Here is a 23,368-nt window from a genome sequence, read left to right as displayed (position 1 = left end):
TTACTTTCTCCCCAACTCCCGGCAACTCACCTTTGTTATTCAAAAATTGAAAAGTATGAAAACAAGAAAACTGAGGGCGCTGGAAGTATCTGCCATTGGGTATGGATGTATGGGGCTTAGTATGGGATATGGTACCGCACCGGGTAAAGACGAAGCGCAGCAACTAATACAGGCGGCTTTTGATATGGGCTGTACATTTTTCGACACAGCCGAAATATATGGCATGGGCAGCAATGAGGAGCTGGTTGGAGAAGCGTTGCAGGATATCCGGCACAAAGTAGTCATCGCTACAAAATTCCTGCCCGACAACAACGAAAACTTTGAAACCCGGGAAAAACTGCTGGCCCGTATCAGGGAAAAGCTGAACAATTCCTTACGCCGCCTTCGCACCGATCATGTGGAATTGTACTACCAGCACAGAGTGAATAAGCATATTCCTGTTGAAGACATTGCCTGGTGTATGGGCGAGTTGATCAGAGAAGGCAAAATACTGGGCTGGGGTCAATCGCAGGCAACGCCGGAAGAAATCAGGCGTGCACATGCCATCACTCCATTGACCGCTGTTCAAAGCGAATATTCAATCATGGAACGCCAGTTTGAAAAAGAGGTAATTCCGCTTTGCGGGGAACTCAATATTGGCTTCGTTGCCTTTTCTCCTTTGGCCAATGGCTTTCTCTCCGGTAAAATCAATGCCGAAACATCATTCACCGGCATAGATGCCAGAAGGGTCATTACACGTTTCGAAAAAGACAATATCAGGGCAAACCAACCGGTATTGGACCTGCTTCACCAATTGGCAGCAGAAAAAGGCGCCACGCCGGCACAGATTTCTTTAGCGTGGATGCTGCATAGGCATGATTTTATAGTGCCCATTCCGGGATCACGCCAAAAGGCAAGAATACAGGAAAATTTTGGCGCCGCCGGTGTAACACTGAGCAGCGGGGAATACGACACCTTAGAATCGGCACTCGCCACGATGAAGATTCATGGCAACCGCACCGATGAAGATATCGCCAGGCTCCGGTCGTTATAAAACGAAAGTGGCTCCGGATGCGGAGCCACTTTATCATCAGTTATCTACCGGAGGCTTGTTTAGCAGGTCTTCTGTATATTTCGATTTGCCGACTTTCACTTTTCCAAACTTATACATGAAGTTCACTCCGAAAGACCGGTAAGGGATATACAACAGGCTGGTAGCATTCAGATACGGCATCTCCTGTACTGTTTTTTGCCGCAGGTATTTGGCAAAAGGATTCACTGCGGTTAAACCGATACTCCCCTTATTATTGAACAGTTGTTTCTTCAGGGCAATAGTGTAAGAGTAGAAATCCGCCTGGCGGCCCTGCCACCTGATACCAGATTTATAGTTACCGAAAGCTTCTGCAATCAACTCTTTGGTGATCTGCCAGTTCACATTCAGGCTGGCCCTGTATTCGAATCCATTTATCCTGGCAGGAATGGAATAGATATTATCCGTTTGGCGGCGATACAGCTGTACATTGGGCCTGATAGTGACAGTACGTACGGGAGTGAAAGTACCTGAGATATTCACGCCTATACGCGTTTCCGCAGCGATGTTATCTCTTTTTGTCACGTTCACATTGCTGTAAACGGAGTCGCCAACCGTAAATGCAGGATAGAAAGTAGTGTAGGACTTTATATCAGGACTATTACGTGTATACAGCAATACGATATTCAGATTATTGTCGCCGTTGAAATTCTGGTTAAAAGCGAGTTTAAAATCATTGCCCACCTCGGGTCTTAAAAAAGGATTACCCATAGTAACATTATGCGGATCGGCAAGATTCACAAAGGGATTCAGATCCCGGTAATCGGGGCGCTCCAGCCGGTAAGCATAGCTGAAAGAAAGTGTTTGCTGTTTTTTGAAGGTATGGGAGATGGTAATGGAAGGCCCTGCATTGCTGTAATCCGGGAGCCCTTCCTGAGGGCCTTTGTCGTATAATGCATGGTTGGTGGTGTACTCCCAACGGGCGCCGGCTATCACATTTAAAAAGTTAAACAGGTTCATGGTACCTGAAACATAGCCTGCATATACCTGGCGTTTGAAAACGGAGGTATAGGATTGCCTGCTGTCTGGCACAAAGTCGCCGGCGGCAGGGCTGAACGAAAATACCTGTGCGTTGCTGGACAGCTTCTCCATTTCTGTTTTAAAACCTGCTTCCAGCAATACACTCTTTGAAACCGGCTGTGCGTAATCAACCGCCCAGCTAAACAACTGGTCGGTTCCGGGATTGCTGCTCCGGGAGCCGGAAAAGATAGCGGGGTTATCGGTATAGTGCTGCGTTTGTTCGTATGAAATATGGTTATTGCCGTTACTGCTGTATAATACGAGGGAAAGCTGTTGCTTATCGCGTTTGAATTTATGCCGGTAATCCAGTGTAAGATCCAGGGCGCCGTTGTTCAGCTTATTAGTGGCATTCCTGATATTATAGGTTTCCTCCAGCAGATGCCCGTTCATATTCCGGGTATTGCTGTACTGGTTGATGACCCCATCGTTGCTGTTGCCAAAGTGATTATAGCTGAGAGAGAAGGAAATATTGTCGTTGGCAGTAAATGACCAATCGGCTCCCAGGCCCGCCTGATAACTGTTGCGGTAAAAATCGTTTACCCCGTTTTGTTGCAGATAATATTTATCCGTTGAAAGGGAATCCCATGCATTCCTTTGGGATTCGGTCCTGGTTTTAACTTTCAGCTGTGCGCTTCCGTTGAAATATCCGGTCAGGGTCAGGTTATTAGCTTTATAGTTCAGGTTGAGCGAACCATTTTCCAGTCGGGTGCCAGCGGTAGCATTGACAATGCCACTGAAGCCCTGGGTCTTGGTCTTTTTAAGAATGATATTGATGATACCGCCGGTTCCGCGGGCGTCGTACTTTGCACCGGGGCTCGACATCACCTCTATGCTCTGGATCTGCGAAGCGGGTATGGCCTGCAGGGCATCAGCAATACTGCTTCCGAAAATCGTAGATGGCTTACCGTTAATCAGGAACTGGACGCTGGGGTTTCCCAGCAGCTCTACGTTTCCGGAAGCGTCTACCGTCACCTGTGGAATCTTTCTCAGCACATCCGTTACCATTCCTCCCTGCGAGGTAACATCATTGGCCACGTTATACACCAGCCGGTCGATTTTGTTTTCGACCAGTTGCTTTTTTCCGGTCACTTCTACAGTGCCTAACATTTTGCTGTTGATGTGCAGCAGGATTTCTTTTTCTATTACACCTGTTCCGGAGCTTTTGATAGTAAACTGTTCGGCGTAAGGATCATAGCCGGTATATTTTACGCTGAGGCGGTAGGTAGCAGGGAGTATATTGTTAACCGCGAAGGTGCCGGTACTATCTGTTACGATGGTTTTATAATTCTTGCCGGAGCCGGCAGATGTTATTATCACGAGTGCGCCGCTCAACGCCTGACGCCCTGTTGCATCCCGAACAACAGCTTTCAGCGTTAAAGCAGCCGGATCGGCAGTTTGCGCATAACTAAATAATGCAGATAAAATAGATATTGCAGCCAGTACTGTTTTCTTAAAGGTCATATCGCCAGGTTATGCGATGCAAGTTAATCGCCAATTCTGGTAGCTTTCTGTAGCATGCTTTAACGCCAGCTGAGAAGGAAATTGTGCATGCCATTCCTGTATTCGTAGGATGGATGGATGTGCGAGGAAATGCATATTTGTCGCACGATAGACAACCCCAGCCCGTTATTCTCATTATTCACCGTTCCCTTGTAAAACCGGGAAAATACTCGTTCTCCATCCAATGCATGCTCCATCCCGGTGTTGGAGATGTTCATGGAGTGGGCATCCAGGGAAACGGCAATATGGCCGCCGGGCTTATTATGCCGGGTAGCGTTACTGAACAGGTTGTTCAGGAGGATCTCCAGTAAGTCGGCATTTATGCTAACAAAGCAATGGCGCACCTCCAGCAGGTGGGAGATCCTGCGGCTTTCCCAGATCTCTTCAAACTGGCTGGCCTTCTGCCGTACCATGTCATGCAGGGCTATTTCCCGTTGTTCGCTGAACTGATTATTTTCTATTTTGGTGAGCAGCAGCAGCGACCGGCTCAGGCCTGATAATTTCGTAACGGCGCCGTAAGCCTCTGTCAGCAGTTCTATCTGGATTTCGGTGAAGTTGTCCTGCTGCAGGAGCACATCCAGCTTGGATCTGATGATGGTCAGCGGTGTTTGAAATTCATGAGAGGCGTTCTCCGTAAATTCTTTCAATACATGATATTCCTTATGTGCATTGGCTGTTACCATTCTCAGGTGATCGTTCATGATGCGGAATTCCTCTATCCTGCTCTTTTTGAACTCAACAGTTTTGGGGTTATTCAGCCGGAAGCTCATCAGGCTGTTCAGGGTATCATAAAAAGGTTTCCATAATTTAGAAATAAAAAAACGGTTGACTACCGCAAGGATTCCAATCAGCAGCAATATCATCGTCATGGTGATCAGCACCACTGCCCAGGTGATGTGCCTGATGCCTTCCAGCGGTTTACTCATGGAGATCCTGTAGATTTTCCCGTGGAGGGCTACGGAGAATACCACCGTGCGGCCGGTATGTTCCCTGCCATTGACTTTGATATAACTTTCGGAATAGATAAGATATGGAACAACCACCGGCTTATCGGTAACATCCACCGCTATTCTCATATTATCATAGGCAGTGGAAGATGGTAATGCATGATAGGTTTGTACATAGGAATTTACCCTGCCCATGGCATCTGTCAGACTCTCATCCAACTCAAACAACAATACATTCCTGGTCAGCCAATAGCTGCTGATACCGGAGAGAATAAACAACAGCGTCAGGATAATAAAATTGTGGCGGTTATAATGAACCATTAATTTCATACCACCTCCCTTTCTTCTACCACAAATTTATATCCGATACCATAGAAGGCTTTGATACAATCGGGGCCGCCTTTTTCAATCAGTTTTTTCCGGAGGTTCTTGATATGAGAATATATAAAGTCGAAATTGTAGCCGAGGCCGGCTTCATTTTCCCATAGATGATCAGCGATAGACTCTTTGGTGACGATGCGATTGCGGTTACTGATAAAATACAGCAGGAGCTTATATTCTTTGCGGGTCAGCAGGATCTCTTCTTCTCCGCTTCTGACAGTTTTATCCAGGATGTTGACCGTCAGTTTATCAAAAGAGATGATGTTATTCCCTTCAAAGTTTTTTCTGCGGATAATAGAATTGATGCGGGCGGTCAGTTCGGCAAGGTGAAATGGTTTGGTCAGGTAGTCATCTCCCCCCATTTCCAGTCCGTTCACTTTATCATCCAGCGAATTCCGGGCGGAGATGATCAGCACGCCGGACGTGAGTTTACGGCGTTTCATGTATTGCAGCAGATCCAGCCCGCTTCCTCCGGGAAGGGTGATATCCAGCACGATACAATCGTATGTGCCGTTGTCTATTTGCTCTTTGCCTTCTGCGTAACTGTACGCAGCATCACACAGGAAATTGCTTTGCAGCAGGTAGCTATGGATGCTTTTGGTCAGTTGCTTTTCATCTTCAATAATTAGCAATCTCATAGTTGACAGCATTGAAAGAAATGTTCGGTTCTGCAAAAATGATTAATTAAATATTGCTGATGTGTTAAGTTAATATGAATTTTGGGCGACAGGAATGGCTATGTCTGGCCGGTCTACGGACTCTGGCAAATGATATTCATCTGGTTAACTTATCTTCTTACAAAAAACTACAAACACAGTCGCAAAACTACAAATATAGTTATATATTTGAACCATACATTTTGGACGATACTATACATGACTTTCGCGAAACAACTACTATTTATAATTCTTCTTTTTGCAGCCAGCCAAACATTTGCTCAGGGCCAATATCATCTGAACCTGGAACTAACAGGGGCAAAAGACAGCACGAAGCTCCTTCTCGTCAATCTTGATGAAGGCCGGGTGATCGACTCCGGCTACCTTGTCAACGGCCGGCTTTCTTTAAAAGGGGGTGTCAGTGGTGTTGTGACAGCACGCCTCCACGCGCCCGACCACCAATACCTGGTCGTATACCTGGAAAACAAAGCTGTCAGCATTACCGGCGACTACGCCGATCTGCAATATGCCCGGATTTCCGGCACAGAAAATAACCGGTACTGGGTGGAATCGAGAAACTGGCAGCGTTCATTCTCTCAGGCGCGCGACAGCCTGATGCAAACCGCCTTCAGGCTGGATGCGGCAGATTCAGTGAAATTCAAGACCATACTGGCGCGTGTGGATAGTATTGACCGGGATGTACGGAATTACCGGCTCCACTTCATCCGCCAAAAAAACCCTGTTTATTTTACACTGATGGAATTGTTCTATCTCCGCAACAATTTGTCTGCAGACAGTCTCCGTTCGTTGTTTAAGTTCTTCCCCGCAAAACTGCAGGCAACTGCTCCCGGACAGGTGATAGCGCAATACCTTGCAAATGCTCCGGTGACAGTAGGCATGCCACTCATAGACGTCTCCGGCCGGGATCCTGAAGGGAAACAAATCCATCTGTCTGCATTGAAAGGCTATACGCTGCTGGAATTCTGGGCTTCGTGGTGTGGCCCCTGTCGCCAGGAAATGCCGGAGTTGGCAGCGACGTATAACAGGTACAAATCAAGAGGATTTGAAATACTGGCCTTCTCTCTCGATGGTAACAAAGAAAGCTGGATTACTGCGATCCGCCAGGATCATTTACCCTGGCTGAATATCAGTGATCTGAAAGGTTCCTATAGTAGTGTGGCGGCAGCTTACCGGGTGCGTGGCATTCCTCAGAATTTCCTGATCGGGCCCGATGGCCGTATTGTTGCTATCAATCTCCGTGGCAAGGCATTGGCAGAAAAGCTCAGTATGTTGCTCGATAAATAGCCCGCGCCTCTCCTTTTACCTTTTTGGATTGTTGCAAATTTGTTTAACTTGATCAGCAGAAAACTCATCTTTGAAGCAAATATCACGCTGATCGCATATGGCAAAAGAAACAACACCTGTATCTCAAAACGTCACCGACTATCCCAACAACAACACCATATTTTCTGTCTGGAAGCTTGGTGATGGTGAAAATATCAAAGCGGTATTTGAACAACTTTGTGCGCTGGCAGACAACCTGAACAATTCTTTTACCATACGCGTGCCCAATGGCAGAACCAGCTGTGTGATGGGCATAGGCCATGACGCCTGGATCAAACTGGGCCTGCCGACTCCACTGCCCCGGGAACTGAAAAATTTCGAGCCTGTTATTGGCTCCAAACATACAGCAGTAGCCACTCCCGGCGATCTGCACTTTCACCTGAGAGCCATCGATGCAGCCATCTGTTTCGATATGGCCACAGCTATTGCTAAGGTGTTAAGTCCGGCGGCCACCTGCGTGCTGGAGGTTCATGGATTCCGTTATTGGGACGGGCGTTCCATCCTCGGTTTTGTGGACGGTACGGAAAACCCCGTGGGCCACGCACGGCAGCATTTCGCCCTTGTTGGCGACGAAGACCCGGTGTACAAGGGAGGCAGTTACCTCTTTGTACAGCAGTACCTTCACAATATGAAGGGCTGGGAAGCCTTATCCACAGAAGAACAGGAGAAAGTGATCGGCCGGTACAAGATGAGCGATATCGAAATGGCGGATGATGTAAAACCGGGTAATTCCCATAGCGCACTGGCAGGCCTGGAAGATGAAAATGGTAATGAATTGAAGATTGTGAGAGACAATATGCCCTTCGGTCATCCCTCTAAAGGCGAAACAGGCACGTATTTCATTGCTTATGCCAATACCTTCAGTACCACACACAAGATGCTGGAGAGGATGTTCATAGGGGCTCCCGAAGGGAATTACGACCGGATACTGGACTTCAGTACTGCCCAAACCGGTACCTTGTTTTTTGTGCCCACGGCAGATATGCTGAATGAATATTCCGCCGATGGTGCGTCGTAAGGGTATACCTGCGCTGCTTATCTTTCACCTAATCAGACAAATCTTACATTTGAAGCGATGGAGTATATTGATTATTACAAAATCCTCGGCATCGACAAAAATGCCACTGCCGATGAGATAAAAAAGGCTTACCGGAAGCTGGCGCGTCAGCATCATCCTGATCTGAACCCTAACAATCCTGAAGCAGGGAAGATTTTTCAGCAGATCAATGAAGCCAATGAAGTGCTGAGTGATCCGGAGAACAGGAAGAAATATGACCAGTATGGAAAAGACTGGAAACATGCAGAGCAGTTTGAAGAAGCACGCCGGCGACAGCAGTCTTCCGGGCAGCCATTTTCAGGAGGAGGTGATAGCGGTCAGGAATACTACTCGTATTCAGACGAAGAGGGGAATTTCTCCGATTTCTTCTCCTCCATGTTTGGCAACCGTGGAGGCGGCAAACAGGCCCGCTTCCGGGGGCAGGACTATCACGCGTCCCTCCTGTTGCAATTGACTGATGCTTATAAAACGCACAAGCAAACCTTCACCATAAACGGCAAAAGCATCCGGATAACTGTGCCTGCCGGAATAGAAAACGGCCAGGAAATAAAGCTTACCGGTTACGGAGCGCCAGGAATAAACGGCGGCCCTAATGGCGACCTCTTTATCACATTTGAAATCAAAAATGATACGGCCTTTGTCAGGAAAGGCAACGACCTTTACGCAGACGTACCTCTGGCGCTTTATAAAGCGGTCCTGGGCGGAGAGGAAATCGTGGACACCCTGGGTGGAAAAGTAAAGATGAAAGTGGCTCCCGAAACACAAACGGGCACCATAGTACGTTTGAAAGGGAAAGGGTTTCCGTTATATAAACAAGAAGGCAGCTTCGGCGACCTCTACATCACGTGGCAGGTACAAATACCTACCAACCTGAGTGACAAGGAAAAAGAATTATTTGAACAATTAGCAAAAGAGCGCTAAAAAATCAGATATGGAAAACATTAATAGAATATCCGTAACGCAATGTTGCACTTACTATCAGATCAACGCCTCATTTGTACAGGAGCTGGATGAACACGGCCTGATAGCGCTGATCCGTTCGGAAGAAGATACTTATATCGCCTACGAAGAGCTAACCAACCTGGAGAAATATATGCATATGCACTATGATCTGGACATCAATATGGCCGGAATGGAAGCCATTAAACATCTGCTGCAGCGGATGCATACACTCCAGAAAGAAGTGAAAACACTCAGAAACGAACTGGGACATCTTCGTTGAACACCATTGGCCCGCTTGTTTATCAACCATTGAATATAGTTTTTACCAACCATTTAATACTTTATCATGAAAAAACTATCTGTAAACATCCCGGCATTGCTGTTGCTCATGGCATTGAGTACAGGCAGCTTTGCGCAGGAAAAGAAAGTGATCATCAAAGGTACCATCATTGGCGATACGCGCGGCTACAACCGTATCGACATGTACACACGCAATCCGGACCGGTACGATTCTATGACAGTTGTCAACAATACTTTTTCAGCCGAAGTACCTTTTAATGTACCATACCGGCAGATATTCGCCTCGCTGTACGATATGAAAGTGAATGGAGGGTATGCGCCGCAGGCCATCCTCATCGATAAGCCCGGCACCTATCATGTTATTGCGCGTATTGACAGTACCGGCACACATTATTCAGCTACGGACGGTGCAGCCCAGCAGGTATATGCCGCCTTCTCATCCGACTTTGAGAAAGCCTCGGAAGAAAATGTAAAAAAGCTGCAGCAAAAGTACGGTCCTGATATCATCAAAAATTTGTATAGCAAAGCGCCCAACGTTGCTGCCTCCGCAGATCTGGAAGCGATGGAAAAAACAGCTGCCAATAAACTTGTTTCCCGCTATGTTAGCCAGCATCGCGACTCCTACGCCGCGGCTGTTATCCTGCAACGCAACAGTGGTTCGCTCGACAGCAAAACGCTGACCACTTTGTACCAGCAGCTAACGCCGGCTATCAAAGCACTCCGCGAAGGGAATGACATCAATACAGAGATCAGTGCACGTAAGTTAAGCGCTAATGGCGCCACCCCGGCCGATTTCACTTTGAAGAATGCTGCTGAACAAGCTGTAAAACTCTCCGACTTCAGGGGCAAATACCTGCTGATTGATTTCTGGGCCAGCTGGTGCGGCCCATGCAGAGCCTCTTTCCCGCATATGCGTGAACTGTATGCACAATACAAAGGAAAAAACTTTGAGATATTGAGTCTTTCTACCGACCGCGACAAAGCTGCCTGGATGAAAGCCCTGGAACAAGACAACAATCCCTGGCCTCAGGCACACGATCAGCAGGGTAAGGTTTCCAAAGACCAGTTCAATGTACAGGTATTACCAACGCTGTTTCTGCTGGACCCCCAGGGTAAGATCATCGCTCAAAAGCTGGAGGGCGAAGCGCTGGATCAGAAGTTGAAGGAGCTGTTGCAATGATGAATTGAAAATAGAGAATGAAGAATTAAGAAAATACTGCGAGATGGTAAACGCGAAAATTATTAATCGCTAATGTCTTCGCGCTGGTTCATTCTTAATTCTTCATTGTTCATTCTTAATTCTTTTTCGTAGTTTCCCCCTGTGCCGATCTCCTCTCATACAAATGAACACTATATTGCTCTCTACCGGGAACATTATCCTTATTTGTTCAAAATCGGCCTTAATGCGGGGGCTTCTCCCGAGCTGATCAAGGATTTGATCAATCAGATTTTTCTGGGCTTTATTGAAAAAAATATCGATTGGTCGCAGATCCGGGATGCCAGGCACTACATCGCGGCGAGCTTCCGGAACAAACTGTCGGATCATGCGCGCAGTGAGGGTAAATCCGTGCCTGTCATGGAGCTGGAAATGGCCGACAACAGCATCGAGGAAAAGATCATCCTCACAGAGGAAGAAGTCCGGCTGAAAGCGCAGATCCACCAGGCCTGGCAAAAACTCCCGCCCCGCTGCCAGATGGTGATAAAACTCAAATACTTCGAAGGGCTGAGTCATGAGCAGATCGCGGTACAGACCGGCCTGAGTTCCCGTAGCATCTACAACAACCTCTCCGAAGGCCTGAAGGCCATGCGGCTTCTCCTGGCCGACCTGCACGGTCCGCATGCCAGGCACCGTTTGCTGCTTATGTTTTACCTGTTTTAAAAAAATTTTTACAAAACCTGGTAAATAAATGATGTTCCTCCGTCTGTTAATTATAAACCGGAAGGAATGACCCAGGTATTCACGTTTGAAGAACTTATTACCAACGATCTCTTTATTGCCTACAGCATCAGGCGGGAGGCATCGGCTTTGCAATACTGGCAGGCCTACCTGGAGCAATTTCCCGACCAGGCCCCTGTACTTGAAAAAGCGCGGCGTACCGTCATATTATTGCATGACACACTGGCTCCGCTGGCGGCCGACGACGCAGCAGAAGATTTCCGCCGGATATTGGAAGTACCTCAGGCTGGTGCGGCTGTTCACCGGATCAGGCCCTGGTATGGAAAAGCAACTGTAGCTGCAGCCTTAGCGCTGGCTGTTGCAGCAGCCGCCTGGTGGCTACTCCCCGGTAAACACCCAACAGCTCCCCAAATCATCGCTTCTGCTCCGGGTGAACGCAAAACCGTTACCCTGGCCGATGGCTCCAGCGTCATTCTCAATGCCAACAGTCAACTGATCCTGTCGCCATCTTTCAATAAAAAAAACAGGGACCTAACCCTGCGGGGCGAGGCTTTCTTTGATGTACACCAGGACGCAGGTCATCCTTTCATCATCCATACCAGGCAAATGGATGTAAAGGTACTCGGTACCTCTTTCAACGTGATGGCATATGAAAATGACCGCAAAACTGAAACCTCGCTAATCAGTGGCGCGCTGGAAGTGACCCTAAAAAATGGAACCGAAAAAACGATTCTGCTGAAGCCAAGTCAGAAAGTGATCCTGGAAAATGCATCCCGTACCGCTCAGCAAACAGCGGCTCCTGTTATGCAGGTAAGTAACGTCAACGTACAAACGAAAAATAAACTGATCACAGAAACAGCCTGGACCAACGACAAGCTGGCCTTTAACGATGAAACACTGGAAGAGGTGGCACACAAAATGGAACGCTGGTATGGCGTGACCATACAGGTAGATAGCACCATTGCCACCGGCTATCACTACACGGCAGTCTTCGAGAAAGAATCACTACCGCAGGCACTGCATGTGCTGCAACTGATTTTACCATTTCAATACAGCATCAATGGCACAATCGTAAGCATATCAACCAATAAAAAAGGGGAATAGCAACATTCCCCCAGTTCAGCGTGTATTGCAGTCATCCCAACTTTGCGGGTGAAGGTGGCTGTAATACTTTGACCACTAAACATTTCAAATTTATGGAAAAAATCAGGCAATTCCGAACCACCGGACCGGAGAGGTTATGGGCTAAAATGCATCTAAAAATGAAATTTCTGGCAATCCTGCTCTTATGTTTTGCTACACAGTCAACCGCGATGTTATACTCTCAGGATGTAAAGATCACCCTGAAAGCAGAGCATCTACCTTTGAAAAAATTCTTTAAACTGGTCGAAAGTAAATGTAACTATCGTATCGCCTACAGCAGTAACCTGCTCACCAATGGCACCGCAGTGAATATTGACGTGGTGGAACAACCCCTGCAACAGGTATTGCAAACTGCCCTTGCCAATACCAGGCTTACTTTCCAGATCATGAACGATAACCTTGTGGTTATCAGGATGCGCGACAGCGCGGCCGTACAAAGCCGGGACCTTATAAAAGGTACTGTAAAAAACGTACGCGGCGAACCGGTGGCCGGAGCTACCGTATTAGCCGGGAAAAAAGTAAGTATCACTGATGGCAGCGGCCATTATGAAATAGCTGCAGCCCCCGGCGATCTGCTGGTGTTCACCTTCATCGGGTACGAAAAACAGGAGATCCGCGTAGGTAGTCAATCTACAGTGGATGTGATATTCGAAGAAAAGAAAGGAGCACTCAATGAAGTGATCGTAGTAGGCTACGGTGCACAGCGCAAAAAAGACCTGACCGGCGCTGTGAGCACCGTTTCTGCCAAAGACCTGGAAGACCGCCCCGCTACCAACTTCGGCTACTCCATGGAAGGAAAAGCAGCAGGTGTGCAGGTGGTTCGTTCTTCTGGAAAGCCACAGGGTGGCTTCTCCATCAGGGTCAGAGGTACTACCTCCATTACGGCCGACAGCGAGCCACTCTACGTAGTGGACGGAGTACCCAGCGCCACCACCTTCGACATAAACCCTAACGATATCGAGAATATTACGATACTGAAAGATGCTTCCTCAGCGGCTATCTATGGAGCGGCCGGCGCCAATGGCGTCGTGCTGATCACGACCAAGCGTGGTAAGAAACAGGTGCCGCAAATTGCGTTCAACACCTATGCCGGCAGCTCTAAGGTCACCAAAAAACTGCCCGTGCTTAACCGGCAGGAATATATTGATCTGATGACACAACTGGGGCAGGTAGCGGATTGGAGCAAGTATACTGCCAACACCAACTGGCACGACGAAGTATTCAGAAATGCCGCTTCCCAGAGCTACCAGGTATCGCTCACCGGCGGTAACGACGCCACCACCTACTACCTGTCTGGCGCCTGGCTGAAACAAGACGGTGTAGTGCGCACCAACACCATGAACCGGTATAACTTTAAGATCAACCTGGATCAGAAAGTGGGCAAATTTGTAAAAGTGGGTACCAGCATCGCCTACTCTAAGTGGTTCGACCGCAACGTAGACGACAACCGGGGTTCCGGCAATGGCGGCGTAATCATGAATGTGCTGACCATGTCTCCGGTAGTAGGCATCTACAACCCCGACGGCACCTTTACCGCCAACCCGCTTCGTTTATCCTTCCATAACCCTGTCGCCTATACGGACGGCTCCACTAATGGTTATAACAACAGCCGGTTTTTTGGCAATATTTATGGAGAAGTACAGCTACTTCCATCGCTGAAGTTTAAAAGTCTGTTTGGATACGACCATACCACCGGGAAGTACAACTATTTTCTTGATCCCTACAAAACAGACTGGGGCCGGGTAAATAAGGGTATTGCAGATCTTAATATGGACGAAAATGTTTACTGGCTGTCTGAAAATACACTCACCTTCTCTAAAAAATTCCATAAACACCACCTCGAAGCACTCGCCGGCTTCAGTACTTCCAAAACCAGCAGTGAAAGTTCGCAGATAGAAACCAAAAACTTTTCGGGTATCAGCGTACCAACCGTTGGCGGCGGGGCCGTTATCAACAAAGCCACAGGCGCGCGTAGCGCACGTTCCAACGATGCGTTTATCAGCCGCATCAACTACAGCTACGCCGATAAATACCTCTTCACCGGTAACTTCAGGGCAGATGCATCTTCTGTTTTCGGTCCGGGTAACCGCACGGGATACTTCCCCTCCTTCTCCCTGGGCTGGCGCATTTCAGAAGAGCCATTCTTCAAAAGCGTCCGGAATATCGACGAACTGAAGCTGCGCTTCGGCTGGGGTAAAGTAGGTAATGACCATATTGTTCCTTATGCCTGGTATGGCCAGGTGGGCACCAACAATAACTACGTGATGGGCGGCGGCGTACAACCGGGAACAGCTCCTATTACACCCGAAAACAGGGATCTCCGCTGGGAAACTACCACGCAGCATAATATTGGTATCGACATCGCCATACTGAAATCCAGGATTATATTTTCTGCCGACGCCTATCTGAAACATACGCACGATCTGTTGTTCGACAAGCCTCTGGCTACTTCCAGCGGTTTCACCAGCGCCCTGCAGAATATAGGGAAGCTCGAAAATAAAGGATTGGAGTTCACCGTCAGTACCAAAAACCTCACTGGTCCGTTCAGCTGGAACACAGATCTCAACTTCTCGCTGAACCGGAATAAAGTGATAGATATCGGACACGAAATACTGCCGATTGGCGCCCTGCCACAGCGGGAAGAAACTTCTACCATCCGGGAAGGGCTGCCACTGGGCACCTTCTGGGGATACGTAGCTACCGGCGTGGATCCTAAAACCGGCATGATGACCTATGCGGACCTCGACAAAAGCGGCGATGTAAGTGATGGCGACAAAACGGTGATCGGCAATGCCAATCCCAGGTTCACTTATGGCCTTACCAATACGCTTAGCTACAAAGGCTGGAACCTCTCTGTTTTCCTGCAGGGAGTACAGGGCAACGATATTTTCAATGGTACCCGGATCGAAATTGAAGGCATGAACGACTACCGCAACCAATCGACTGCCGTATTGCGCAGATGGACCAAAGAAGGACAGGTTACCGATATTCCCAAAGCCGTACCCGACGACGTTTCCAATTCCAGGATATCTTCCAGGTTCGTGGAAAACGGCTCCTATCTGCGGTTGAAGGCAGTGACACTCAGTTACCGGCTCCCGGATCAGGTGACTAAACGCTGCCGGATCAACGGCGCCAGCATTTATGTAACCGGAGAGAATCTGCTGACCGCTACCCGTTATTCAGGCTATGATCCGGAAGTAAGCGCCTTCGGCGGACAGAATGGCGCCATTGGTATCGACTTCGGCACTTATCCGCAAACCAGGCAGGTAATTGCAGGATTGAATGTTTCTTTCTGACCCACAAAATCATTTCAACATGCGAAACAAAATTTGCTATATACTTCTTTTCATGATCTGCCTGGGCAGCGTGAGCAGCTGTAAAAAATTTCTGGACCTGGCGCCGGAATCCAGCGCCACCACCGGGAATGCGTACCAGACCGCACAGGATATGGAAGCAGCGCTGATAGGGCTGTACACCACTTTTTATGGAGAATATTTTATCTGGGATGATATGCTCCTGGGAGATGTAAGGTCCGACAATGCCTATTCCGGCGGAGATGGCGCAGATATCAATCAGTACGACCTGCTTAAAATCAGCACCGTTAATACCAGGGTGTTTGCTAACTGGCAGCTGTTATATAACGGTATTTCCAAAGCCAACCTGATACTTGAAAAAATTGATGGTGTAAAGGATCCTGCATTGGATCTTAACCAGCGCCGGGCAGGCATCATAGCTGAAGCTAAGTTTATACGGGCGTATATGTATTTTGAACTGGTGAAGATGTACGGCCCTGTGCCATTGGTGACGAAGTTTGGCGCGGTAGAACCCTCCCAGGCCAACGTTCCCCGCTCATCCGAAAACGACGTATATGCAGCCATACTGAAAGATCTGCAGGATGCCCTGGTGCTGCCCGACAGCTACGACAATGCATCTTTAAGTACCTCCCGCATCACCAAAGGCGCCGTAAACGCTATGCTCGCACGGGTGAGCGCGCAGATGCCCGGGAGAGACTATAAGCAGGTACTCAGTTATTGCGATGCCGTGATTAATAGCCCGGCGGGTTACCAGCTCAGTTCTTCTTACACCTCGCTGTTCGACGGCAGTAACTATGTCAACAAGGAAGTGATTTTCCAGATACAGTTCATTGAAAATACGCCACAGGCCAACTGGGGGCCGCAACTGGTGTTACCACCGTCGATCACGAAAGACGACTGGCGCAAATACAGTACTCCTTCCAAAGACCTGGTGCGTGCTTACGATGATGAGGGCGACAAGATCCGGAAAAACGCCAATATCACCTTCGATAATGCAGCGTGGGCCGATGAATACTGGAAGCCCTGCGCCACCTCCGGTCAGATTCCTTTCGTTTACAAATGGAAACATGCCAGTGGCTGGGCCAGCGGCGACTACATCTGCAAAATACGTCTGGCGGATATTCTGCTCCTGAAAGCAGAAGCGCTGAATGAAACCGGCAATGGTAGTGAAGCGCTGGGCATCGTCAACAATCAGATCCGCAAACGGGTGAACCTGCCTCCGGTAACAGCCGCCACACCATCGGCCATACGCGATGCTATATTGAAGGAACGCAGACTGGAACTGGCTTTCGAAGGCCAGCGCTGGTATGATCTGGTGCGCATGAATAAGCTGATCGACGTAATGGGTAACCTGAAAGAATATGTGCTTTCCTGCGACGGAAGTGCGCCTGTACAGGTGAACTACGGCATCACAGCCGAGAAAAGCCTGCTCCCCATTCCTCAGAGTGAAATAAACAGGAATCCTCAGCTTACGCAAAACAAAGGATATTAACAGGTAATTACGAATTGGGAATAAAGAATGAAGAAATAGCGTGAAGACATTCGCGATTGATATTATTCAATTCATTCCTGATTCGTAATTCTTTTACCAAAACTTCCAACGTATGAAAATGCTATCTTTTATCACCGCTTTAGCTGGCGCCCTACTCTCTTGTGCCTGCTCCAAAAACGACAAGGCCATTGCAGGTACTGATAACAAGCCGGATACCAATACCAGCGTTGCCGCAGTAAATGCTGTAAAACCAGCACTGACGGGAAAGCTGGTTTACCACAGTTACAGCTGTTATGGCTGCGCGGGCACGCGCATGTATCTGTATGATTTCAGTACCAATCAGCTTACCTGGCTTAACCAAAACTGGAATATCGACTATCCCATGAACGCGCATTTAAACCCTGATGCTACTAAAATAGTATTCATGGGACAACCTGCCGGTTCGGGCGATTGGGATATCTTCATCTGGGATATTGGCAGCGCCGGCCCTCCCGTAAATCTTACCGCGGGAAACGGGAAGCGCGATGAAGATCCCAAATTCTCGCCCAACGGCTACCGCATTGCATTCAAGCAGAATAATGATCTTCGGATTATGGAGCTGAATGGCAACATTACCGATAGCGTTACCAATACCCCTAATATAGAAGAGGGAATGCCGTATTATACAGATGATGCCACCGGTTTGCTCTTTGCCCAGGGAGCAGGCAGTGCGTCCGACATCTACCAGATAAACATTAATGGTACAGGCAAAACCGCGTTGGCTAATGTTAGCAATATACAGGAATACTATCCGATCACGCGGGATAATACTACCTTCCTTTATTCCCGCTGGTACAGTGCGGGCAATCATCACGATCAGGTATACATGGGCTACTTCGGTAACAGTACCCGTACCCGGCTGCCCTTCAACAACAGCAATGCCGATTACTCCGATGCTTTCCCCTGTACAACCGGCTATGTGGTGCTTTCCAGTACCCGCAGCGGTGCTGTAGGCGGTTATGACCTCTATGTAGCTGATATCAATACCGGCGCCATCTGGTCTTTAAACGAGTATAATCCTAACATCAACAGCAGCCTGGATGAGCTGGGCTCCTGTTACCGGTGATCAGGATAGAAAGAAAACGGCATGCTTCACGCATGCCGTTTTTGAAGCTGGTGGCTATTCCGGAGATGATTACCGGTATTTCCTCTAAGTTTCTGTAACTTGGGCCAGATCGTTGAATAAAACCGAACGCCTGATGTTATCCTTTCAAATGACACTGAAATATTTGTTAGTCCTTTTGCTATTCCCTTTCACGCTGCTGACACAAAACGGAACCTTTAAGATACCTGCCTCCTATGAAAGAGTTGCGGAAGCGACGGGAGATCTGGACCGCGATGGGAAAGAAGAAAAGGTTTTTATTTACGACACTCCGGCGGGCAAAGACGGCCACTTTACCAGGATCATGTATATCTGTAAAGTTGCCGGGGCCGACTTAACGCTCTGGCACAAGGCGATACTAGGTAATTTGGCTGACAAGCAATCGTTGTTCACGATAGTAGTTAAAGACCTCAACATTGCCCGGAACTGCATTGTAATCAAACAGGAAAAATTCTTTGGGAACAGAAATACTACCTACTATACCCATCTTTTCCGTTATCAGGATAATGACTGGTATCTGATTGGTTCCCAATTGACGCTCTCGACCAATTGTTATGGTAATACTGTATATGAGGCTAATTTTTCGACCGGGGATATCATTGTTTCATTTATTCCGGATGGCGGTTGTGATGGAGAGCCAGTCAATACGCAGGTTCCAAAGAAAAGTAGCCGGAAGTATAACTATAAGTTGCCCAAACTACCATTGCTGGATCATTTCGAGTTCGGGGAGTACGAACTAAAGATTCCGGGAACGAAAGAGGTTTGTTATTATTGATAGGCTTGAAACAATGGCGGGGTGCTTGTTGCAAATAAACTGAAATAATTTCGCCAATGCCACTCTCTATTCTGATAACGGACCCGTTGTGTAATTCAACAGGTCCGTTATCAGCACATTGCTATCTATCATTATTTTTCGCCTTCTCCTATAACTGTGCATTCCCCTTTGCCTGAGCCTTCACTTCTTTTGTCAGCTCGTTTATCTTCTTATCCTGTAGGATAATATATAGCGTCAGCTCCTCTATTTTTTGCATCATCTTTTTACTCATTTCCGCTACATCCAGTCCTTCTTTTTCCACTTCTGCGGCGGCCGGAATATCGGGCAGGTGGCGGTGGAGCGTGATATATTCCTCTACCTGTTGCAAACCTGGCAGCTGATAGTCCGGATGAAATACAAAATCAGCCCAACCGGCTTGAGTGACTCTTACCTTTTTTGCAACCAGGTCGCCGTTAACCGCCAGTTTGGCCTGTGGCACGAATGTGCCTATTCCCACGTTACCGTCGCCACGTACACAAAACAACGGCGTGGTGCCTCCCGGAACAGTGGCAGTGGCATCAGCAGCTGCATTATTGATCACCGTGAAAGAATAAGTAGAAGCGCTGCCATTTTGCGTACCTATACCTACTCCGTAGTATTCGCCCCAAAGGTAGGCCGCTGCACCGCCGGTATTGCCCCGTGCAGCTGTATGCAGCGCATAAGCAGGGACAGTGCCGGCTCCCAGCTTCCCTGATACAGTTACATTACCATATACATCTTCATAAGATAACGGGTAAAATTTGTTATTATCAAAATCGCACTTAACTCCGGAAGAAGCAGTAGTAGTTAAATAGCCGGTTGGTGTTGTTGTTGTCTGATTATAAGGGTAACTATTCAAGGGTGTCCCTTGCCCAAATTCGCCAACCGTACGGTACGTAACAAGCCCCCATTGAAAGTTTGCACGTACCCACAAAGCATTATTGTAAACGTAAAAAGTGGCAGCACCAGGGTTACCGGAAATACATTTTATTTCCAGGCCATCGAACCTGCCGGGTGTTTTCTCAAATTTATCGACTCTTATCCGGTAGGTGCCCTGCATATTAAAGTAGTTGGCATCCGCCGAAATATTCACCTCATAGATGCCCGAATAACGATTGGAATCTGCATTAACCTGCATCAACTTATAATAATACAGGCTATAATCCGGAGCAGGACCATTGGTGCCTCCCATAGTTATCCAATCGCCCGGGGCGGCATTTGATGTAGCATAGGTAGCTGTTACAGGCATCAAAAAGAATGTCATGATGCAACATAAGGCAAGGGAAATACGCATTTTTCAGGTAATTTATTTAAGTTAAAGAAATTGACATCTGGTGTTAACTGTTTCTATTCCCAATTGGCTGTACGATAGTATAGGCTAACACAGGCCAACGGGCTACAATACATGACTACATAGATATAAGCTACATTTTGTGTAATAGCTGAATTTATTCCCGAACTGAAACCTAATATTTCACAGATCCGGTTTGCTGGTTACACGCACAATCTACATAACAAAAAAAACATTTCAAATATTTTTGCTAAAATAATAACCTGGTACGCACGGTATCTGCGATTACTTCTCCCCTTCTATTCAACAGGTCAGTTATTAATTCATTGCTATCTATCATTATTTTTCAACTTCTCCTGTAACTGTGCATTTACTTTTACCTGAGCCCTCATTTCTTTTGTCAGTTCTGCTATCTTCTTGTCTTGTTCTGCCATCTTTTTGTCTTGCTTAATAATATACAGCGTCAGTTCTTCTATCTTCTGCATCATCTTTTTACTTATTTCTGCTACATCCAATCCTTCTTTTTCCACTACTTCGGCGGCCGGAATATCGGGCAGGTGGCGGTGTAGCGTGATATATTCCTCTACCTGTTGCAGACCGGGCAGCTGATAGTCCGGATGAAAAACAAAATCGGCCCAGCCGGTTTGGGTAACTCTTACCTTTTTTGCAAGCAGGTCGCCGTTAACTGCCAGTTTAGCCTGTGGAGTGAATGTGCCAATGCCTACGTTACCATCGCCACGTACATAAAATAAAGGTCTGGTTCCCCCCGGAGCAGCTGCACCGTCGAAAGTAGCATTATTGAGCACAGCAAAAGAATAATTCGAAGCACTTGCGTTCTGCGTACCCACAGCTACTCCATAATTTTCGCCCCATAAAAAAGCGGCGGCATCGTTAGTATTTCCCCGTGCAACTGTGTGTAGCGCATAAGCAGGCACCGTGCCGGCTCCCAACTTTCCTGATACAGTCACATTGCCATATACATCTTCATAAGATAACGGGTAAAATTTGTTATTATCAAAGTCGCACTTCATTCCAGAGGAAGCAGTGCTGGTTAAATAGCCTGTTGGCGCTGTTGTTGTCTGACTGAAAGGGCTGGTATTCAGGGGCGAGCCTACACTCCAGTCCCCTACCGTCCTATAAACGATTATCCCCCACAGGTAGTTGGAGCGCAACCACAGAGCGTTATTGTAAATATAAAAGGAGGCAGCACCTGGATTACCGGAGATACATTTTATCTCCATGCCATCAAATCTTCCGCCAGTCGTCCATTCATGTTTATCCACCCTTATTCTGTATGTTCCCTGCATATTAAAGAAATTAGCGTCTGCCTGAACGCTCACTTCATAGATGCTTTCATAACGGTCGGTGTCAGCATTGAGCTGCAGGAATTTGTAGTAAAGCAAGCTATAAGCCGGTGCAGGACCATTGGTGTTTCCAATAGTTATCCAATCGCCCGGGGCGGCATTTGATGTAGCACAGGTAGCTGTTACAGGCATCAAAAAGAATGTCATGATGAAACATAAGGCAAGGATAATGCGCATTTTTCAGGTAATTTACTGAGTTAAAGAAATTGACATCTGGTGTTAACTATTTTCATCCCCAATTGGCTGTACGGTAGTATAGGCTAACATAGACCAACGGGCTACAATACATGACTACATAGATATAAGCTACATTTTGTGTAATAGCTGAATTTATTCCCGAACTGAAACCTAATATTTTACAGATCCGGTTTGCTGGTTATACGCACAATCTACATAACAAAAAAAACATTTCAAATATTTTTGCTAAAATAATAGCCTGGTACGCACGGTATCTGCGTTGAGTTTTTTTATGCCCAGGTAATTCTCTTTGATGGAGACCTGGTATTTATGGGAGTAAAGCCTCTATCCAACAATTCAATTTATTCATTGAATAGATTTACCTACCTTTACAAAAAATACCACCATGAAATATATCACCATACTCCTGCTTGCACTTGCCGCCTTCAGCAATAAAATCATTGCCCAGCAGAAAGATCCCTGGAATAGCAGCCAGCTAATGGCTCCCGCCGACCTGGCTGATAAGATCTCCGCGCATCAGACCGCCGACCTGCTCATTCTCAGCGTTGGACCCGGTGCGTTGATCAAAGGCTCCGTTGATATAGGCCCTGCCCACGAACAGGCCGGTATGGAAAAACTCAAAGCATATTTGAAAAACGTGAAGAAAGATAAAGAGGTGGTGATCTATTGTGGCTGCTGTCCGTTTGACAAATGCCCCAATATACGCCCTGCCTTTCAAACACTGACTGCAATGGGCTTCAAAAATGCCAAACTGCTCGATCTGCCCAAAAATATAAAGGTCAACTGGCTGGATAAAAAATACCCTACCCAGGAATGATAAAATCATATTTGTATGAATAAGAGAGATTTTAAAGATAAAGTGTATGCTGAATTATCGAAGGTGACAAAAGCCCTGAGCAATCCGCACCGGTTGGAAATAGTAGATCTGCTGGCACAGGGACCGTTTTCTGTGGAAGAGATAGCCAATTATACCGGTATGTCTGTGGCCAACGCGTCGCAGCATCTGCAAACCTTAAAGAACGCCAAACTGGTTAGTATCACACGCAACGGTAATTTCATTCATTACAGCCTCGCCGGAGAAAATGTATTCAATGCCTGGTCTGGTTTACGTGAGTTAGGCCTGGTGTATAATGCGGAGATAGAAAAAATAGTAACCGATTTCAGGAAAGGATATGGGGAGATAAACGCCGTTCCCGCCGAAACACTGGCGAAAATGGTCGCGAATAATGAGGTGATACTACTGGATGTAAGGCCTGAAGAAGAATACAACAGAGGTCATATTCACCGGGCCATCTCGATGCCGGTAGATAAACTCGGAAAACACCTGAAGAATTTGCCTAAAAGCAAAATGATTGTTGCCTACTGCCGCGGGCCTTTTTGCGTGTATGCCGATGAAGCGGTAGCCATACTGAAAAAGAAAGGCTATAAAGCCTCCCGTATGAACGAAGGGTTTCCCGACTGGGCGTTGAGAGGGTTACCAGTGGAGCACCCACACCAATAACAATCATTTAACTACCAT

General features: G+C 47.3%; 19 protein-coding genes. 14 read left to right on the top strand and 5 right to left on the bottom strand.

From position 1 onward, the window contains the following. The first annotated feature begins 55 nt into the window (after window positions 1–55). The gene (locus UNH61_RS10935; RefSeq protein ID WP_326992145.1) at window positions 56–1,033 is read left to right on the top strand and encodes an aldo/keto reductase; all 978 of its coding nucleotides are present in this window, start codon (window positions 56–58) and stop codon (window positions 1,031–1,033) included. Between the two features lie 36 nt (window positions 1,034–1,069). Here the strand turns inward: UNH61_RS10935 and UNH61_RS10930 are convergent, their stop codons facing one another. Genes UNH61_RS10930 through UNH61_RS10920 form a run of 3 tightly spaced genes read right to left on the bottom strand, consistent with a single transcriptional unit; the run spans window position 1,070 to window position 5,555 of the window. Then, a complete protein-coding gene (locus UNH61_RS10930; RefSeq protein WP_326992144.1) occupies window positions 1,070–3,550 on the bottom strand; it encodes an outer membrane beta-barrel protein in 2,481 nt (826 codons plus the stop codon). 59 nt (window positions 3,551–3,609) lie between these two features. Then, on the bottom strand, window positions 3,610–4,866 hold the full coding sequence (locus UNH61_RS10925; protein ID WP_326992143.1) for a HAMP domain-containing sensor histidine kinase: 1,257 nt from the start codon (window positions 4,864–4,866) through the stop codon (window positions 3,610–3,612). Beyond that, complete coding sequence (locus UNH61_RS10920) at window positions 4,863–5,555, bottom strand: response regulator transcription factor (RefSeq protein WP_326992142.1); 693 nt, start codon at window positions 5,553–5,555, stop codon at window positions 4,863–4,865. The genes UNH61_RS10925 and UNH61_RS10920 overlap by 4 nt, the downstream gene beginning before the upstream one ends. Before the next feature lie 207 nt (window positions 5,556–5,762). Between UNH61_RS10920 and UNH61_RS10915 the strand changes: the two genes are divergently transcribed. The 11 genes from UNH61_RS10915 (at window position 5,763) to UNH61_RS10865 (ending at window position 18,978) form a co-directional block, all read left to right on the top strand. After that, the gene (locus UNH61_RS10915; protein WP_326992141.1) at window positions 5,763–6,878 is read left to right on the top strand and encodes a TlpA disulfide reductase family protein; all 1,116 of its coding nucleotides are present in this window, start codon (window positions 5,763–5,765) and stop codon (window positions 6,876–6,878) included. Window positions 6,879–6,975: 97 nt separating this feature from the next. Next, window positions 6,976–7,935 (top strand): Dyp-type peroxidase, encoded by a 960-nt coding sequence (locus UNH61_RS10910; RefSeq protein WP_326992140.1) that lies wholly within the window; start codon window positions 6,976–6,978, stop codon window positions 7,933–7,935. A gap of 57 nt (window positions 7,936–7,992) precedes the next feature. Continuing rightward, a complete protein-coding gene (locus UNH61_RS10905) occupies window positions 7,993–8,895 on the top strand; it encodes a J domain-containing protein (RefSeq protein WP_326992139.1) in 903 nt (300 codons plus the stop codon). 10 nt (window positions 8,896–8,905) lie between these two features. Continuing rightward, window positions 8,906–9,196 (top strand): chaperone modulator CbpM, encoded by a 291-nt coding sequence (locus UNH61_RS10900; protein ID WP_326992138.1) that lies wholly within the window; start codon window positions 8,906–8,908, stop codon window positions 9,194–9,196. A 66-nt stretch (window positions 9,197–9,262) separates the two neighbouring features. Further along, the gene (locus UNH61_RS10895; protein WP_326992137.1) at window positions 9,263–10,396 is read left to right on the top strand and encodes a TlpA disulfide reductase family protein; all 1,134 of its coding nucleotides are present in this window, start codon (window positions 9,263–9,265) and stop codon (window positions 10,394–10,396) included. A 141-nt stretch (window positions 10,397–10,537) separates the two neighbouring features. Next, a complete protein-coding gene (locus UNH61_RS10890; RefSeq protein ID WP_326992136.1) occupies window positions 10,538–11,095 on the top strand; it encodes a sigma-70 family RNA polymerase sigma factor in 558 nt (185 codons plus the stop codon). Window positions 11,096–11,161: 66 nt separating this feature from the next. Next, on the top strand, window positions 11,162–12,217 hold the full coding sequence (locus UNH61_RS10885; protein WP_326992135.1) for a FecR domain-containing protein: 1,056 nt from the start codon (window positions 11,162–11,164) through the stop codon (window positions 12,215–12,217). Window positions 12,218–12,375: 158 nt separating this feature from the next. Beyond that, entirely contained in the window at window positions 12,376–15,552 is a 3,177-nt protein-coding gene (locus tag UNH61_RS10880) for a TonB-dependent receptor (RefSeq protein WP_326992134.1), read from the top strand. Window positions 15,553–15,571: 19 nt separating this feature from the next. After that, on the top strand, window positions 15,572–17,062 hold the full coding sequence (locus UNH61_RS10875) for a RagB/SusD family nutrient uptake outer membrane protein (protein WP_326992133.1): 1,491 nt from the start codon (window positions 15,572–15,574) through the stop codon (window positions 17,060–17,062). 112 nt (window positions 17,063–17,174) lie between these two features. Continuing rightward, entirely contained in the window at window positions 17,175–18,167 is a 993-nt protein-coding gene (locus UNH61_RS10870; protein ID WP_326992132.1) for a hypothetical protein, read from the top strand. Window positions 18,168–18,300: 133 nt separating this feature from the next. Continuing rightward, window positions 18,301–18,978 carry a hypothetical protein gene (locus UNH61_RS10865; protein WP_326992131.1) on the top strand — a complete coding sequence of 226 codons (678 nt, stop codon included), beginning with the start codon at window positions 18,301–18,303 and terminating at the stop codon, window positions 18,976–18,978. Window positions 18,979–19,126: 148 nt separating this feature from the next. Here UNH61_RS10865 and UNH61_RS10860 read toward each other — a convergent pair whose 3' ends face one another. Further along, window positions 19,127–20,260, bottom strand: coding sequence for a hypothetical protein (locus UNH61_RS10860; protein ID WP_326992130.1), 1,134 nt, complete (start codon window positions 20,258–20,260; stop codon window positions 19,127–19,129). A 356-nt stretch (window positions 20,261–20,616) separates the two neighbouring features. After that, entirely contained in the window at window positions 20,617–21,828 is a 1,212-nt protein-coding gene (locus UNH61_RS10855; protein WP_326992129.1) for a hypothetical protein, read from the bottom strand. Between the two features lie 406 nt (window positions 21,829–22,234). Between UNH61_RS10855 and UNH61_RS10850 the strand changes: the two genes are divergently transcribed. Next, window positions 22,235–22,666, top strand: a complete 432-nt coding sequence (locus UNH61_RS10850; RefSeq protein WP_326992128.1) for a rhodanese-like domain-containing protein — start codon at window positions 22,235–22,237, stop codon at window positions 22,664–22,666. Window positions 22,667–22,681: 15 nt separating this feature from the next. Beyond that, window positions 22,682–23,350, top strand: coding sequence for a metalloregulator ArsR/SmtB family transcription factor (locus tag UNH61_RS10845; protein ID WP_326992127.1), 669 nt, complete (start codon window positions 22,682–22,684; stop codon window positions 23,348–23,350). The last annotated feature ends 18 nt before the right edge of the window (window positions 23,351–23,368 follow it).

Source organism: Chitinophaga sp. 180180018-3 (assembly GCF_037893185.1).
In the GTDB taxonomy this organism is placed as follows: Bacteria; Bacteroidota; Bacteroidia; order Chitinophagales; family Chitinophagaceae; genus Chitinophaga.
The sequence above is the reverse complement of the archived record's forward strand: the minus strand, read 5'-3'. Positions and strand labels throughout refer to the sequence as shown.

Excerpts from the sequence above, each read along its gene's own strand:
- UNH61_RS10935 (WP_326992145.1), top strand. The coding sequence starts at position 56 with ATGAAAACAAGAAAACTGAGGGCGCTGGAAGTATCTGCCATTGGGTAT.
- UNH61_RS10930 (WP_326992144.1), bottom strand. The coding sequence starts at position 3,550 with ATGACCTTTAAGAAAACAGTACTGGCTGCAATATCTATTTTATCTGCA.
- UNH61_RS10925 (WP_326992143.1), bottom strand. The coding sequence starts at position 4,866 with ATGAAATTAATGGTTCATTATAACCGCCACAATTTTATTATCCTGACG.
- UNH61_RS10920 (WP_326992142.1), bottom strand. The coding sequence starts at position 5,555 with ATGAGATTGCTAATTATTGAAGATGAAAAGCAACTGACCAAAAGCATC.
- UNH61_RS10910 (WP_326992140.1), top strand. The coding sequence starts at position 6,976 with ATGGCAAAAGAAACAACACCTGTATCTCAAAACGTCACCGACTATCCC.
- UNH61_RS10905 (WP_326992139.1), top strand. The coding sequence starts at position 7,993 with ATGGAGTATATTGATTATTACAAAATCCTCGGCATCGACAAAAATGCC.
- UNH61_RS10900 (WP_326992138.1), top strand. The coding sequence starts at position 8,906 with ATGGAAAACATTAATAGAATATCCGTAACGCAATGTTGCACTTACTAT.
- UNH61_RS10895 (WP_326992137.1), top strand. The coding sequence starts at position 9,263 with ATGAAAAAACTATCTGTAAACATCCCGGCATTGCTGTTGCTCATGGCA.
- UNH61_RS10885 (WP_326992135.1), top strand. The coding sequence starts at position 11,162 with ATGACCCAGGTATTCACGTTTGAAGAACTTATTACCAACGATCTCTTT.
- UNH61_RS10880 (WP_326992134.1), top strand. The coding sequence starts at position 12,376 with ATGAAATTTCTGGCAATCCTGCTCTTATGTTTTGCTACACAGTCAACC.
- UNH61_RS10875 (WP_326992133.1), top strand. The coding sequence starts at position 15,572 with ATGCGAAACAAAATTTGCTATATACTTCTTTTCATGATCTGCCTGGGC.
- UNH61_RS10870 (WP_326992132.1), top strand. The coding sequence starts at position 17,175 with ATGAAAATGCTATCTTTTATCACCGCTTTAGCTGGCGCCCTACTCTCT.
- UNH61_RS10865 (WP_326992131.1), top strand. The coding sequence starts at position 18,301 with ATGTTATCCTTTCAAATGACACTGAAATATTTGTTAGTCCTTTTGCTA.
- UNH61_RS10860 (WP_326992130.1), bottom strand. The coding sequence starts at position 20,260 with ATGACATTCTTTTTGATGCCTGTAACAGCTACCTATGCTACATCAAAT.
- UNH61_RS10855 (WP_326992129.1), bottom strand. The coding sequence starts at position 21,828 with ATGCGCATTATCCTTGCCTTATGTTTCATCATGACATTCTTTTTGATG.
- UNH61_RS10850 (WP_326992128.1), top strand. The coding sequence starts at position 22,235 with ATGAAATATATCACCATACTCCTGCTTGCACTTGCCGCCTTCAGCAAT.
- UNH61_RS10845 (WP_326992127.1), top strand. The coding sequence starts at position 22,682 with ATGAATAAGAGAGATTTTAAAGATAAAGTGTATGCTGAATTATCGAAG.